At 69.4% G+C, this 12,753-nt stretch carries 13 protein-coding genes; 9 read left to right on the top strand and 4 right to left on the bottom strand.

Going from position 1 to position 12,753, the window contains the following annotated elements; translation table 11 throughout:
* Positions 1 to 149: 149 nt before the first annotated feature.
* The 4 genes from ACZ4XD_RS33465 (at position 150) to ACZ4XD_RS33450 (ending at position 2,893) form a co-directional block, all read left to right on the top strand.
* Positions 150 to 1,040 carry a putative protein N(5)-glutamine methyltransferase gene (locus ACZ4XD_RS33465; protein WP_468048418.1) on the top strand — a complete coding sequence of 297 codons (891 nt, stop codon included), beginning with the start codon at positions 150 to 152 and terminating at the stop codon, positions 1,038 to 1,040.
* Between the two features lie 212 nt (positions 1,041 to 1,252).
* Positions 1,253 to 1,699: a helix-turn-helix domain-containing protein gene (locus tag ACZ4XD_RS33460; RefSeq protein WP_468048416.1), complete on the top strand. Its 447-nt coding sequence runs from the start codon at positions 1,253 to 1,255 to the stop codon at positions 1,697 to 1,699.
* A 33-nt stretch (positions 1,700 to 1,732) separates the two neighbouring features.
* The gene (locus ACZ4XD_RS33455) at positions 1,733 to 2,362 is read left to right on the top strand and encodes a hypothetical protein (protein ID WP_468048414.1); all 630 of its coding nucleotides are present in this window, start codon (positions 1,733 to 1,735) and stop codon (positions 2,360 to 2,362) included.
* 186 nt (positions 2,363 to 2,548) lie between these two features.
* Positions 2,549 to 2,893, top strand: coding sequence for a DUF2516 family protein (locus ACZ4XD_RS33450; RefSeq protein WP_018093407.1), 345 nt, complete (start codon positions 2,549 to 2,551; stop codon positions 2,891 to 2,893).
* 67 nt (positions 2,894 to 2,960) lie between these two features.
* Here ACZ4XD_RS33450 and ACZ4XD_RS33445 read toward each other — a convergent pair whose 3' ends face one another.
* Entirely contained in the window at positions 2,961 to 4,385 is a 1,425-nt protein-coding gene (locus ACZ4XD_RS33445) for a PP2C family protein-serine/threonine phosphatase (protein WP_468048412.1), read from the bottom strand.
* 297 nt (positions 4,386 to 4,682) lie between these two features.
* Positions 4,683 to 5,792 (bottom strand): C40 family peptidase, encoded by a 1,110-nt coding sequence (locus tag ACZ4XD_RS33440; RefSeq protein WP_468048410.1) that lies wholly within the window; start codon positions 5,790 to 5,792, stop codon positions 4,683 to 4,685.
* Positions 5,793 to 6,210: 418 nt separating this feature from the next.
* Between ACZ4XD_RS33440 and pstS the strand changes: the two genes are divergently transcribed.
* The 4 genes from pstS (at position 6,211) to pstB (ending at position 10,347) form a co-directional block, all read left to right on the top strand.
* Complete coding sequence (pstS, locus tag ACZ4XD_RS33435) at positions 6,211 to 7,326, top strand: phosphate ABC transporter substrate-binding protein PstS (protein ID WP_468048408.1); 1,116 nt, start codon at positions 6,211 to 6,213, stop codon at positions 7,324 to 7,326.
* 139 nt (positions 7,327 to 7,465) lie between these two features.
* Positions 7,466 to 8,461 (top strand): phosphate ABC transporter permease subunit PstC, encoded by a 996-nt coding sequence (gene pstC / locus ACZ4XD_RS33430; RefSeq protein WP_468048405.1) that lies wholly within the window; start codon positions 7,466 to 7,468, stop codon positions 8,459 to 8,461.
* A complete protein-coding gene (pstA, locus tag ACZ4XD_RS33425) occupies positions 8,458 to 9,537 on the top strand; it encodes a phosphate ABC transporter permease PstA (RefSeq protein ID WP_468048403.1) in 1,080 nt (359 codons plus the stop codon). Before pstC ends, pstA begins: the two co-directional genes overlap by 4 nt.
* Before the next feature lie 33 nt (positions 9,538 to 9,570).
* Positions 9,571 to 10,347, top strand: coding sequence for a phosphate ABC transporter ATP-binding protein PstB (gene pstB / locus ACZ4XD_RS33420; RefSeq protein WP_468048401.1), 777 nt, complete (start codon positions 9,571 to 9,573; stop codon positions 10,345 to 10,347).
* A gap of 163 nt (positions 10,348 to 10,510) precedes the next feature.
* On the opposite strand, the gene ACZ4XD_RS33415 is transcribed toward pstB, so the two are convergent.
* Positions 10,511 to 11,509, bottom strand: coding sequence for an inorganic phosphate transporter (locus ACZ4XD_RS33415; RefSeq protein WP_468048398.1), 999 nt, complete (start codon positions 11,507 to 11,509; stop codon positions 10,511 to 10,513).
* Positions 11,510 to 11,518: 9 nt separating this feature from the next.
* Complete coding sequence (locus tag ACZ4XD_RS33410) at positions 11,519 to 12,139, bottom strand: DUF47 domain-containing protein (protein WP_042162406.1); 621 nt, start codon at positions 12,137 to 12,139, stop codon at positions 11,519 to 11,521.
* Between the two features lie 194 nt (positions 12,140 to 12,333).
* Here ACZ4XD_RS33410 and ACZ4XD_RS33405 point away from each other — a divergent pair, with 194 nt between their 5' ends.
* Positions 12,334 to 12,750, top strand: a complete 417-nt coding sequence (locus ACZ4XD_RS33405) for a metal-sensitive transcriptional regulator (protein ID WP_468048396.1) — start codon at positions 12,334 to 12,336, stop codon at positions 12,748 to 12,750.
* Positions 12,751 to 12,753: the final 3 nt, after the last annotated feature.

Raw genomic sequence — 12,753 nt, 5'->3', positions numbered from 1 at the left:
GCCATCAGTGAACGGACCGAGGAGGTGAGACCGATTCCCCGCCAGACCAGGCAGGTGCTCCCGGCTCACGTCCGTCCGGTCCACCCGATGCGGGTGACCCTCCGACACACGTGACCCGGGAAGCGCACTCGGCGCCCCGAAAGGCTCACATGTCGTCATCTCCGATGCCGTCCCACCCGTCACCGCTCTCATCGCCCCTCCCGGCACCCCTGTCCGCACCGCACTCCCGCTCCGCCGTCATCAGCGAACTGCGCGCCGCCGGCTGCGTCTTCGCCGAGGACGAGGCGGAGCTGCTCCTCTCCACCGCGCGTACCGCGCGCGAACTCGCCGCCATGGTGGAGCGGCGCGTCCTCGGCCTGCCCCTGGAACATGTCGTCGGCTGGGCGGAGTTCTACGGCCGGCGGGTCACCGTCGACCCCGGCGTCTTCGTACCGCGCCGCCGTACCGAGTTCCTCGTGGGCCAGGCCGTCGGCCTCGGACGCCGGGCCGGCGCCCGCACCGGGCGGGCCCCGGTCGTCGTCGACCTGTGTTGCGGGTCCGGCGCGGTGGGCGCCGTACTGGCCGATGCCCTGGACCGGATCGAGCTGCACGCGGCGGACATCGAGCCCGCCGCGGTGCGCTGCGCCCGGCGCAATGTCGCTCCCGCCGGGGGCGAGGTCTACGAGGGCGATCTCTTCGACGCCTTGCCCGGCGGCCTCCGGGGCCGTATCGACGTTCTGGTGGCCAACGTGCCCTACGTGCCGACCGGCGAGGTCGGGCTGCTGCCGCCCGAGGCCCGTGAGTACGAGCCGCTGGTGGCGCTCGACGGGGGTGCGGACGGGCTCGACGTGCTGCGACGGGTGACCGCGGCCGCGCCGCGGTGGCTGGCGCCAGGAGGTCATCTGCTGGTCGAGACGAGCGAACGGCAGGCCCCACACGCGGTCGAGGCCTTCACCCGCAACGGGCTGGTCCCCAGGGTGACCGGCTCCGAGGAGCTCTACGCCACGGTCATCATCGGCACCCGGCCGACGGCGGGGCAGGCCATACCGGGCCCGCCGTAACGGACCCACGACAGTCCACGCCATGGCGGGAGGCCACGCCATGGACGGGAGAGGGCGTGTTCCCGCCCCCATTGGGCACCCGGCAAACAAACAACAAGTCAACGGCCCCCGCCCCGCTCGCCGACCGCGCCGCCCCGCCCGTCCGCACCTGAGTGGAGCACTATTGCTAGCGCTTGCTTGCAATAGTTAGCACGGCGAGGCACCATCGGGGTATGGCATCACTCAATGTCGGCAATCTCGGCGAGTTCCTGCGGGAGCAGCGGCGCACCGCGCAGCTGAGTCTGCGGCAGCTCGCGGATGCCGCCGGGGTGTCCAATCCGTACCTCAGCCAGATCGAGCGCGGCTTGCGCAAGCCGAGCGCGGAGATTCTTCAGCAGCTCGCCAAGGCGCTGCGGATATCCGCGGAGACGCTGTACGTCCAGGCCGGGATCCTGGACGAGCGGCACGGTCTGGACGGGGTCGAAGTGCAGACCGCGATACTCACCGACCCGGCGCTGAACGAGCGGCAGAAGCAGGTCCTGCTCCAGATCTACGAGTCCTTCCGCAAGGAGAACGGGCTCGGGAACGGCGGCAAGGACACCGCTGCGAGCGGACATGAGGACGGGCGCGGCACGGACTCCCTTGAGACAGAGGCCGACGGCGGCCCGCACGCCACCTGAGCAACCGATTCCGTTTCCAGGAGGAACAACGCCATGGCCATCAACACCGATGACCTCCGCAAGGCCCTGACCGACGCGACCCCGCTGTACGCCCTGGCCGGCACCGTCGACCTGGCTGCCGAGAAGCTCGGCGAGGTCCCGCAGTTCGTCGAGAAGATCCGGGCCGAGGCGCCCAAGCGCTTCGAGTCCGTCCGCAGCACCGACCCCAAGGACGTCCAGGCCCTGGTCAGCAAGCAGGCCAAGGACGCCCAGGAGAAGCTCACCGAGCTGCTGGGGTCGCTGGACGGCGACATCAAGAAGGTCCGCGACCAGGCGCAGGAGCTGGCGCTCCAGGGCGTGGGCCGGGCCGCCGAGGCCGTCGTCCGCGCCCGTGAGGGCTACGAGGAGCTGGCCGAGCGCGGCCGGGGCGCCGTGGCGACCTGGCGCGGCGAGGCCGCCGACCAGGTCGAGGACCTCGCGGTGGCGATCGAGCCGGAGCCGGTGCACAAGCCGGGGCAGAAGCCCGCGAACAAGAGCGGTGCGAAGAACCAGGCCGCCAACGGGGCCAAGGCGGAGACCAAGGCCACCCCGTCGACGCAGCCCAAGCCGGCCGCGCCGAAGAAGCCCGTCGCGCAGCGCAAGCCGGCGCCGGCCAAGAAGAGCACCCCGCCGTCCGCCAAGTGACCGCGGAGCACCGCGTGAGCGGGCTGTGAGCCGGCTCACCCGGCGCCGGGGGCGCCGATTGACCGCACGGGCCGGGCACACTTCAGGTGCCCGGTCCGTTGTGCGGGTACGGTGGGGCCGCATGGGCGGCCGACGGCCGCAGCAGCGGACCGAGACGACACGACGGGCGAACGGGCGGTGCAGGGCGTGCTGATTTACGGGTTCCAGAGCATTCTGAGCTGGGTGCAGCTCGCCCTGGGTGTGTATGCCGCCGTGATGCTGATCGATGCGGCCGTGCGGCGGGAGGACGCCTATCGCGCGGCGAGCAAGCAGACCAAGGGCATGTGGCTGATTTTCCTCGCTCTTGCCACGGCGCTGCTGTTCATCCTGCCGATCATGTCGTTCCTGCCGGTCATCGGCGTGATCGCGGTGATCGTCTACACCGTCGACGTCCGGCCGGCGCTCCGGGAGGTCTCCGGCGGTGGCCGCGGCCCGCGCCGCGGGGGCTCCAGCTCGGACGGGCCGTACGGGCCCTACAACGGCGGGCGCTGAGCCGCACCGGACCGCCCCCGCCCTCGGCGGGCGCCGGGCCGCCCGTTCCCGGCGGCCCGCGGCTCCGTCAGCGCCGGTCCAGCAGCAGGACGGCCACGTCGTCCGTCAGCTCGCCGCCGTTGAGATCGCGGACCTCCCTGACCGACGCGTCCAGCAGCTCCTCGCCGCTGAGACCGGCCGCCATCTGGCGGCTGACCAGCTCGGTCATGCCTTCCTGGCCGAGGCGCTGATTGCCCTTGCCGATCCGGCCCTCGATCAGACCGTCGGTGTACATCATCAGGCTCCATGAGCCGCCCAGCTCGACCTGCCGGCGCGGCCAGCGGGCGTTCGGGAGCAGGCCGAGCGCCGGGCCGCCGAATTCGTACGGCAGCAGGTCCGGCCGCTCACCGGCCCGGGCCAGCAGCGGTGCGGGGTGGCCGGCCAGGCACAGACCGGCGCGGCGGCCGTCCGCGGAGATGTCGACGGTGCACAGCGTCGCGAAGATCTCGTCGTCCGCGCGCTCGTGCTCCAGCACCTTCTGGAGAGTGGCGAGCAGCTCGTCGCCGCAGAGTCCGGCGAAGGTCAGCGCGCGCCAGGCGATCCGCAGCTCGACGCCGAGGGCGGCCTCGTCCGGGCCGTGGCCGCAGACATCGCCGATCATCGCGTGGACGGTGCCGTCCGGGGTGCGGACGGTGTCGTAGAAGTCGCCACCGAGCAGCGCGCGGCTGCGCCCGGGGCGGTAGCAGGCGGCGAACCGGAGGTCGGAGCCGTCCAGCAGGGGCGTGGGCAGGAGGCCGCGCTCCAGGCGGGCGTTCTCCTGGGCGAGCATCCGCGACTCGGTCAGCTGGCGCTGGGCGAGGTCGGCGCGTTTGCGTTCGACGGCATAGCGGACCGCGCGGCTGAGGACCGCGCCGTCCAGCTCGTCGCGGAAGAGGTAGTCCTGGGCGCCGACGCGGACGGCGTCGGCGGCGCGCTCGGCGTCCGTCTCGTAGGTGAGGACGAGGACGGCGTGCGAGGTCGCCATGCGCAGCACGTCGCGCAGCATGCCCAGCTCGTCGCCGGGGGCGCCGGTGTCGCGGTCGGCGGTGCGCTCCGCCGGGGGCAGGTCGAGCAGGATGCAGTGCACGTCGTCGGTGAGCAGCCGCTCGGCCTCGGTGAGGTTGCGGGCGGTCCGCAGGCGCACCTTGCGGCCGGCCCAGTCCCACATCTCGGGGACATGGCTGTTGGGGTCCTCGCCGATGAGGAGCAGGGTCAGGCCCTGGTGGAGCGGTCCGCGATCGGCCGAAAGTCGCTGCTCGTCCGGCTGGGGCTGCCCGGACTCCGGGAAGCCCTGTGGGGCCGGACGGGCCGCCTCCTGGCCGCCGGCGGGTGCCGGGGCGCTCGTGCCCCAGGCCGTGGCGTCCCCCGCGCCCGGCGCGTCGGCGACCCGCGCGGTATCCGCGCAGGCGTCATCCGCCGGTCCTGCCTGGTGCGGCAGCACGACCGACCGCTGGTGCGGTACGGGTACGGGCATTGGTCTGCTTCCTTCCCTCCCCCCGAGGGGTGCGGCGGGGCGCCGACGGCGCGCCACCGTGCCCGGCTCCACATCGCTCGTCGGTCAAATGAGTGGGCCGTGCCAGGCACTGACAGGCGACCATAGCGTCAGTACCGAGAGGTATGGAATGCCCGGCGGCAATCGGCCATCGTCATATGCCGCACCCGATAAGCCATTTGACCTGGGGAGGGCGGAATGCGGAATGACGAACATCACCCCGCTTGAGTGCATTCAGCTACGCCACGACAACCCTCAGACAGCAAGAAATCCGGTCATTCATCGTCCGTTGTGACGCGCGCCATCGCCGTCGTCCCCGTCATCGGGGCGGACGACACCGAGGATCGGCATGGAACCGGCGCCGGTGATCGTCACCTGCCGGCCGGGACGCGGCGCATGCACAATCGCGCCGTCACCGAGATACATCCCGACATGGCTGGCATCCGAGAAATAAATGATCAGATCGCCCGGCCGCATATCCCGGAGGCCGACGCGGGGCAGCTGCCGCCACTGCTCCTGTGAGGTGCGCGGAATCGTGTGGCCACCGGCCTGCCAGGCGCGCAGCGTCAGCCCGGAGCAGTCGAAGGTGTCCGGACCCTCGGCGCCCCAGACATAGTCCTTGCCGAGCTGTGCGGTGGCGAAGGAAATCGCTTTCTTGCCGGCCGCCGACGCTTTGTTGCTGATGTCTTTCAGCACGCCGGAGTCGAGCCACTTCTGCTGCCGTGCGAAGGCCTGGGCGTCCTCCAGCTTCTTCAGCCGGTCCTTTTCCTTGGCAGCCAGCCGGGATTCCAGCTGCTTTGCCTCGTCGATCTTTTTCTTGATGTCCCGCCGGGCGCTTTCCTTCTTCTTGCGGTTCGCCTCCAGCTGCTCCCAGCGATCCGTCGCGGAGTCCGAATACTTCTCCAAGTCACCCTTGAGGCGCCCGAGTTGGCTGATCACACGCTTGGCTGCGAACTGTCCCTTACGGGCCAGGGTGGCATTGTCGAGAAAGCCTTCCGGGTCGGTGTCGAGCATCAGCTTCGCCTCGGAGGGCAGCCCGCCGCCGCGGTACTGGGCGCTGGCCAGCGAGCCCGCCTGCCGCTTGAGGGCGGCCAGCTTGTGCTGGGTGCGGTCGATGCTGCGGGCCAGCCTGACGATCTCCTTCTGCTGGAGCCCGACCTGCTCCTCGGCGGCGTTGTAGGCGTCGGTGGCCTGCTCGGCCTTGCGGTAGAGGGCCTCGATCTTCTTGCGTACGCCGTCGAGGCGCCGGGCGTCGGCGTCCTCGGCGGCCGCGGCGTCCCCGGCCCGCCGGGCGTCCGCTGAGGGGTTCTTCGGGTCATCGGCGTAGGCGGCCGTGGCCGTACCGCCGAGCAGCCCCATGGCGCACAGGACGACGGTGGTGCAGGCCACCAGTCTGCCGCCTCTTACGCCCCGTACCCCCCACATGCCTCGTACGTCCCGAACGCCCTGCTGTGCCCCCTGGCTCCCCACCAGCCACCTCCGGTCGTTCCGCACCGATATCGCCTTGTCTCAGGCGCGGATGCTGCCATACCGACTGGTAATTCAACAGGGTGACGGGCCGTTTCGCACCCGTCAGCGAGCACTTCTCCCCCCGCACCCAGCCGATGGCCGAGGTTCACCCTGCGTTCACTCTCCTCCATCGGCCGCTTCACCTGATCTACCTAATTTCAGCCGTACCGAGTGCGCGCCATGCCCACAGCGCAAGCGCGTCACGGCTAGCTGGCATCGCACGACCGCGACAGCCAATGCCCTGCTCATCACCTCGCACGCCGACGAAGCGGCGCGCCCCAGGAAGGAACTCTCGACAGTGAAGCTTCAGCGCAAGAACCGGGTTCGCGCCCTCGCCGTTGGCGCTCTCGCCGTCTCCGGTGCCCTGGCCCTGTCCGCGTGCGGCTCCGATGACACCACCGGTGCCGGTGGCGGTGGCGCCGCCAAGCCGTCCAACATCAAGTGCGACGGCAAGGGCAAGCTGCTCGCGTCCGGCTCGTCCGCGCAGAAGAACGCCATGGACGTCTGGGTGCAGAACTACGCGGGCGCCTGCAAGGGCACCGAGATCAACTACCAGCCGACCGGCTCCGGCGCCGGTGTCACGACCTTCCTCCAGGGTCAGACCGCCTTCGCCGGCTCCGACTCGGCCCTCAAGCCCGACGAGGTCACCAAGTCGAAGCAGGTCTGCAAGGGCGGCCAGGCCGTCGACCTGCCGATGGTCGGCGGCCCGATCGCGGTCGGCTACAACGTCCCCGGCGTCGAGAACCTGGTGCTGGACGCCAAGACCCTGTCGCAGATCTTCGACTCGAAGATCACCAAGTGGAACGACCCGGCGATCAAGAAGCTGAACCCGGGCGCCAAGCTCCCGGACCTCAAGATCCAGGCGTTCCACCGCTCCGACGACTCGGGCACCACCGACAACTTCACCAAGTACCTCAAGGCCGCCGGTGACTGGAAGCACGAGCCGGCGAAGAAGTGGGAGGGCGCGGGCGGCCAGGCGGCCTCCGGCTCGGCCGGCGTCTCCTCGCAGGTCAAGCAGACCAGCGGTGCGATCTCCTACTTCGAGCTGTCGTACGCCACGGCCGGCAAGATCCAGACGGCCAAGCTGAACACCGGCGCCAAGGAGCCGGTCGAGGCCACCGTCGACAACGCCTCGAAGGCCATCTCCGAGGCCAAGCAGGTCGGCAAGGGCGATGACCTGGCCCTGGACCTCAACTACACCACCAAGGCCGAGGGCGCCTACCCGATCACCCTGGTGACGTACGAGATCGCCTGCAACAAGGGCAACAAGGCCGAGACGCTGCCCGCCACCAAGTCCTTCCTGACCTACATCTCCAGCAAGGACGGCCAGAGCGCCCTCAAGGCCCTCGGCTACGCCCCGCTGCCCACCGAGATCGCCGACAAGGTCCGCGCGACCGTCGCCAAGCTCTCCTGACCTACCGGGCGGCGGCCCACGAACCGCCGTACGGTCCAAAAAAAGGGGGCCCCTTCACCAGGGCCCCCTTCGGGCCGCCGCCCGTCCGGTGCACCGCCGCGCCAGGAGCCGTCATCCGGCTCCGCAGACCGGAGAACCCATGAACACAGCCTCCTCCACAATCGACACCCCTCCGCCACCCCACGACGGCCGCTCGGCCATATCGGGCAAGGCGGTCCGCCCCGGTGACCGGATCTTCCTCGGACTCTCCCGGGGCTCCGGTATCGCCCTCCTGGTGATCATGGCCGCCATCGCGGTCTTCCTCACCTACCGGTCGGTGCTCGCCATCTCCGGCGACACGGCCAACTTCTTCACCACCTGGGACTGGAACGCGAGCGGGGCGGAGCCGAAGTTCGGCATCGCGGTGCTCGCCTTCGGCACCGTCGTCAGCTCCATCGTCGCGATGGTCCTCGCGGTCCCGGTCGCGGTCGGCATCGCGCTGTTCATCTCGCACTACGCCCCGCGCCGGCTGTCCTCGACGCTCGGCTACGTCATCGACCTGCTCGCCGCGGTGCCCAGCATCATCTACGGCCTGTGGGGCGCGCTCTTCCTCGTCCCGCATCTGACCGGCCTCTACACCTGGCTGGACGACTACCTCGGCTGGACCGGCATCTTCGAATACGGCGGCGGGGCGGCCCGTTCGCTGTTCACCGTCGGCATCCTGCTCGCGATCATGATCCTGCCGATCGTGACCAGCGTCAGCCGCGAGGTGTTCCTCCAGGTCCCGAAGATGCACGAGGAAGCCGCGCTGGCCCTCGGCGCCACCCGCTGGGAAGTCATCCGGATGTCGGTGCTCCCCTTCGGCCGCTCCGGAGTCATCAGCGCCTCCATGCTGGGCCTGGGCCGTGCGCTCGGCGAGACGATGGCCGTCGCCACGGTCCTCTCGCCCAGCTTCCTCATCAACGCCAGCCTGCTGGACCCGGGCGGCGGCACGTTCGCCCAGAACATCGCCAGCAAGTTCAGCGAGGCCGACCAGTTCGGCCAGGACGCCCTGATCGCCTCCGGCCTCGTCCTCTTCGTGATCACGCTGCTCGTCAACGGCGCGGCCCGCCTGATCATCGCCCGCCGCAAGGAGTACTCGGGAGCCGCCGCATGAGTATCACGACTGACCGCCCCGCGGTCTCCAACGGCGGCAGCCCGCTTCCGGTCTCCCTCAAGCACGCCCGGCTGCCGCGCTGGTCCCCGCCGGTCATCGCGCTGGCCGCGGCCGGCGCCGGCTGCGGCATCGGACTGGGCGCCGGCCTGGACAGCACGGTCCAGTGGGGCCTGATCGCCGCCGCGCTCTTCGTCCTCGGCACCTTCGCGCTGGCCGCGGCCGTCGAAGGCACCCGGCAGGCCAAGGACCGGCTGGCCACCAGCCTGGTCTGGATGGCCTTCCTGATCGCCGTCGTACCGCTGGCCTCCCTCCTGTGGGAGACCATCAGCCGCGGCACCGAGGTCCTGGACGTCTACTTCCTCCAGCACTCGATGGGCACCACCCCGGACGCGCTGCCCGGCGGCGGTATCTACCACGCGATCATCGGCACGCTGGAGCAGGTCGGCCTGGCCACCCTGATCGCCGCGCCGATCGGTCTGCTCACCGCGATCTACCTCGTCGAGTACGGCCGCGGCCGGCTCGCCAAGGCCGTCACCTTCTTCGTCGACGTGATGACCGGTATCCCGTCGATCGTGGCCGGTCTGTTCATCCTCTCCGTGTGGATCCTGATCCTCGGCTTCGGCCCGTCCGGCTTCGCCGGCTCGATGGCGCTGGCGATCCTGATGATGCCGGTCGTGGTCCGCTCCACCGAGGAGATGCTCAAGCTCGTCCCGAACGAGCTGCGCGAGGCCTCGCTGGCCCTCGGCGTCCCCAAGTGGCGCACCATCCTCAAGGTCGTCCTGCCCACGTCGATCGGCGGCATCACCACCGGCGTGATGCTCGCCATCGCCCGCATCACCGGCGAGACGGCACCCGTGCTGCTCCTGGTGTGGGGCGCGAAGACGATCAACAACAACCCCTTCGAAGATGCCCAGCAGTCACTTCCGCTCTACGTTTTCCAACAGTGGCAGCAGGGTTCCGAGGCCTCGTACGACCGCGCATGGGCCGCGGCACTGGTCCTCATCGCCTTCGTCATGATCCTCAACCTGGTGGCCCGCGGCATCGCCCGCTGGAAGGCCCCCAAGTCCGGCCGCTGACCAGCCCGGCGACAGAAAGAAGCAGTGATTTCCATGGCCAAGCGAATCGACGTCAGCGGCCTCTCCGCGTTCTACGGCGGCCACAAGGCCATCGACGACATCTCGATGACCGTCGAGCCGCGCTCCGTGACGGCCTTCATCGGCCCGTCCGGCTGCGGCAAGTCGACGTTCCTGCGCACCCTGAACCGGATGCACGAGGTCACCCCCGGCGGCCGCGTCGAGGGCAAGGTGATGCTGGACGACGAGAACCTCTACGCCTCCGGGGTCGACCCGGTCGCCGTCCGCCGCACCGTCGGCATGGTCTTCCAGCGCCCCAACCCGTTCCCCACGATGTCGATCTTCGACAATGTCGCGGCCGGTCTGCGGCTGAACGGCTCGTACAAGAAGAGCGAGCTCAAGGACATCGTCGAGCGGTCCCTCAAGGGCGCCAACCTCTGGAACGAGGTCAAGGACCGGCTGAACAAGCCCGGCTCCGGGCTCTCCGGCGGCCAGCAGCAGCGGCTGTGCATAGCCCGCGCCATCGCGGTCGAACCGCAGGTGCTGCTGATGGACGAGCCGTGCTCGGCGCTCGACCCGATCTCCACCCTCGCCATCGAGGACCTGATCGGCGAGCTCAAGGAGCGCTTCACGATCGTCATCGTGACGCACAACATGCAGCAGGCCGCCCGTGTGTCGGACCGGACGGCGTTCTTCAACCTCGCCGCCGTCGGCCAGCCCGGCAAGCTGATCGAGATCGACGACACCGAGCGGATCTTCTCCAACCCGTCGGTCCAGGCCACGGAGGACTACATCTCCGGCCGCTTCGGCTGAGCGACGAGCGCGGTCCGGCCGCCCCGGCCGGGCCGCCCCCACCAGCGTCCTGCGGTGCTGCATGGCGGTGCCACCGCAAGACGAAGGGCCCGCCCCCACTTCCCGGGGGGCGGGCCCACTTGCTGTCCGCGTCAGCCGACGGACCGGACGGCTTCCGTCCGCGTCAGCCGAACGCCAGCTCCACGATCCAGTAGCCGCCCGCCGCGACCAGCGCGGCGGCCGGCATGGTGATGAACCAGCCCATCACGATGTTCTTGGCGACGCCCCAGCGCACCGCACGCGTGCCCTTGGTCGAGCCCACGCCCATGATCGCGGAGGTGATGACATGGGTGGTGGAGATCGGCGCGTGGAACATGAACGACGCGGTGTACATGACCGAGGCGGCCGTGGTCTCCGCGGCGAAGCCCTGCGGCGGGTCCAGCTCGATGATCCGGCGGCCCAGGGTGCGCATGATGCGCCAGCCGCCCGCGTACGTACCGAGCGAGAGGGTGATCGCGCAGGCCAGCTTGACCCACAGCGGGATCGCCGCGTTCTGGTCCTCGACATCGGCGATGACCAGGGCCATCACCACGATGCCCATGGTCTTCTGCGCGTCCTGGAGGCCATGGCCGAGCGCCATGCCCGCGGCGGACACGGTCTGGGCTATGCGGAAGCCGCGCTTGGCCTTGTGCGGGTTGGACTTCCGGAACATCCAGAGGATCACGACCATCACGAGATAGCCGAGCACCAGACCGATGACGGGCGAGATGAACATCGGCAGGACGACCTTCTCGACCACCCCGGACCAGATCACGGTGGTGCCACCGGCGAGGGCCGCACCGACCATGCCGCCGAAGAGGGCGTGCGAGGACGACGACGGCAGACCGAAGTACCAGGTGACGAGGTTCCAGACCACCGCGCCGAGCAGCGCGGCGAAGAGGATGCCCATCCCCTTGCTGCCGTGCGGCGTGGAGATCAGCCCCTCACTGACGGTCTTGGCGACCCCGCTGCCCAGGAAGGCACCGGCGAGGTTCATCACGGCGGCCATCGCCAGCGCCGCCCGCGGGGTCAGCGCCCGCGTCGAGACCGAGGTCGCGATGGCGTTCGCCGAGTCGTGGAAGCCGTTGGTGTAGGTGAAACCGAGCGCGACCGCAATGGTCACGACGAGCGCGAAGGTGTCCATGGGAAGCGCTCAGGACTCCTTGACCGCGATGGTCTCGACGGTGTTGGCGACGTGCTCGAAGGCGTCCGCGGCCTCTTCCAGGATGTCCACGATCTGCTTGAGCTTGAGGACCTCGATGGCGTCGTACTTGCCGTTGAAGAGGTGCGCCAGCAGCTTGCGGTGGATCTGGTCGGCCTGGTTCTCCAGGCGGTTGACCTCGATCCAGTACTCGGTGAGGTTGGTCATGGTCCGCAGATGCGGCATGGCCTCGGCGGTCAGCTCGGCCGCCCGCGCCAGCACCTCGATCTGCTGGTCGATGCCCTTGGGCAGTTCCTCGACCTTGTAGAGGACGACCAGGTCGACCGCCTCTTCCATGAAGTCCATGATGTCGTCGAGCGACGAGGCGAGGTTGTAGATGTCCTCGCGGTCGAACGGCGTGATGAAGGAGGAGTTCAGCTGGTGGAAGATCGCGTGGGTCGCGTCATCACCCGCGTGCTCCGCCGCCCGCATTCGCTCGGCGATCTCTGCCCGTGCGGAGGCGTCCGCCCCGAGCAGTTCCATCAGGAGCTTGGAGCCTGTGACGATGTTGTCCGCGGAGGCGGCGAACATGTCGTAGAAGCTCGTCTCCCTGGGGGTCAGACGAAAGCGCACGTGAAATCCTCGGGGTACATCGGATTCGGTCGAGTTGATGCTAGGCGCATCATCCAGCCACTGCTAACCGGCATTCCTTCAGTGTCGCCCATCGTGCAGCATGCTCTGCACGGGGTACCACAGGTGCCCGCAAAGTTCGGTACTATATACCCACCAGGGGTATACGGATCGCCTAGATACCACGGGAGACGGCCATGCCGACCACGGACGCCGACACCAACGGCAGCGCCGCAGCCGCCGCGGCCCCCCACCCCCCGAAGCCGGACGCCGACCCCCGAAGCCACGTTCAAACCGTGACCCATCACGCAGAGACTTCTCCGGCGGCCGGCGTGCACGGCTACGCACAGCAGAAGGACGCACACATCAAGCGACTGCGGAGGATCGAGGGTCAGATCCGCGGACTCCAGCGGATGCTCGAAGAAGATGTCTACTGCATCGACATACTCACCCAGGTCTCGGCGAGCACCAAGGGCCTCCAGTCCTTCGGCCTCCAGCTCCTGGAGGAGCATCTGCGGCACTGCGTCGCCGACGCCGCCGTCAAGGGCCCCGAGGCCATCGACGCCAAGGTGCAGGAGGCCACCAAGGCCATCGAGCGGATGCTGCGCACCTGAGCC

It is taken from the genome of Streptomyces sp. NPDC029466 (assembly GCF_055574515.1).
Note: the sequence above shows the minus strand (reverse complement) of the source record. Positions and strands in the feature narration are given on the sequence as shown.

Bases quoted from the DNA above. Each gene is read 5' to 3' on its own strand.
- ACZ4XD_RS33445 (WP_468048412.1), bottom strand. From the start codon at position 4,385: ATGCCCGTACCCGTACCGCACCAGCGGTCGGTCGTGCTGCCGCACCAG.
- pstC (WP_468048405.1), top strand. From the start codon at position 7,466: ATGAACACAGCCTCCTCCACAATCGACACCCCTCCGCCACCCCACGAC.
- pstB (WP_468048401.1), top strand. From the start codon at position 9,571: ATGGCCAAGCGAATCGACGTCAGCGGCCTCTCCGCGTTCTACGGCGGC.
- ACZ4XD_RS33455 (WP_468048414.1), top strand. From the start codon at position 1,733: ATGGCCATCAACACCGATGACCTCCGCAAGGCCCTGACCGACGCGACC.
- ACZ4XD_RS33465 (WP_468048418.1), top strand. From the start codon at position 150: ATGTCGTCATCTCCGATGCCGTCCCACCCGTCACCGCTCTCATCGCCC.
- ACZ4XD_RS33460 (WP_468048416.1), top strand. From the start codon at position 1,253: ATGGCATCACTCAATGTCGGCAATCTCGGCGAGTTCCTGCGGGAGCAG.
- ACZ4XD_RS33415 (WP_468048398.1), bottom strand. From the start codon at position 11,509: ATGGACACCTTCGCGCTCGTCGTGACCATTGCGGTCGCGCTCGGTTTC.
- ACZ4XD_RS33405 (WP_468048396.1), top strand. From the start codon at position 12,334: ATGCCGACCACGGACGCCGACACCAACGGCAGCGCCGCAGCCGCCGCG.
- pstA (WP_468048403.1), top strand. From the start codon at position 8,458: ATGAGTATCACGACTGACCGCCCCGCGGTCTCCAACGGCGGCAGCCCG.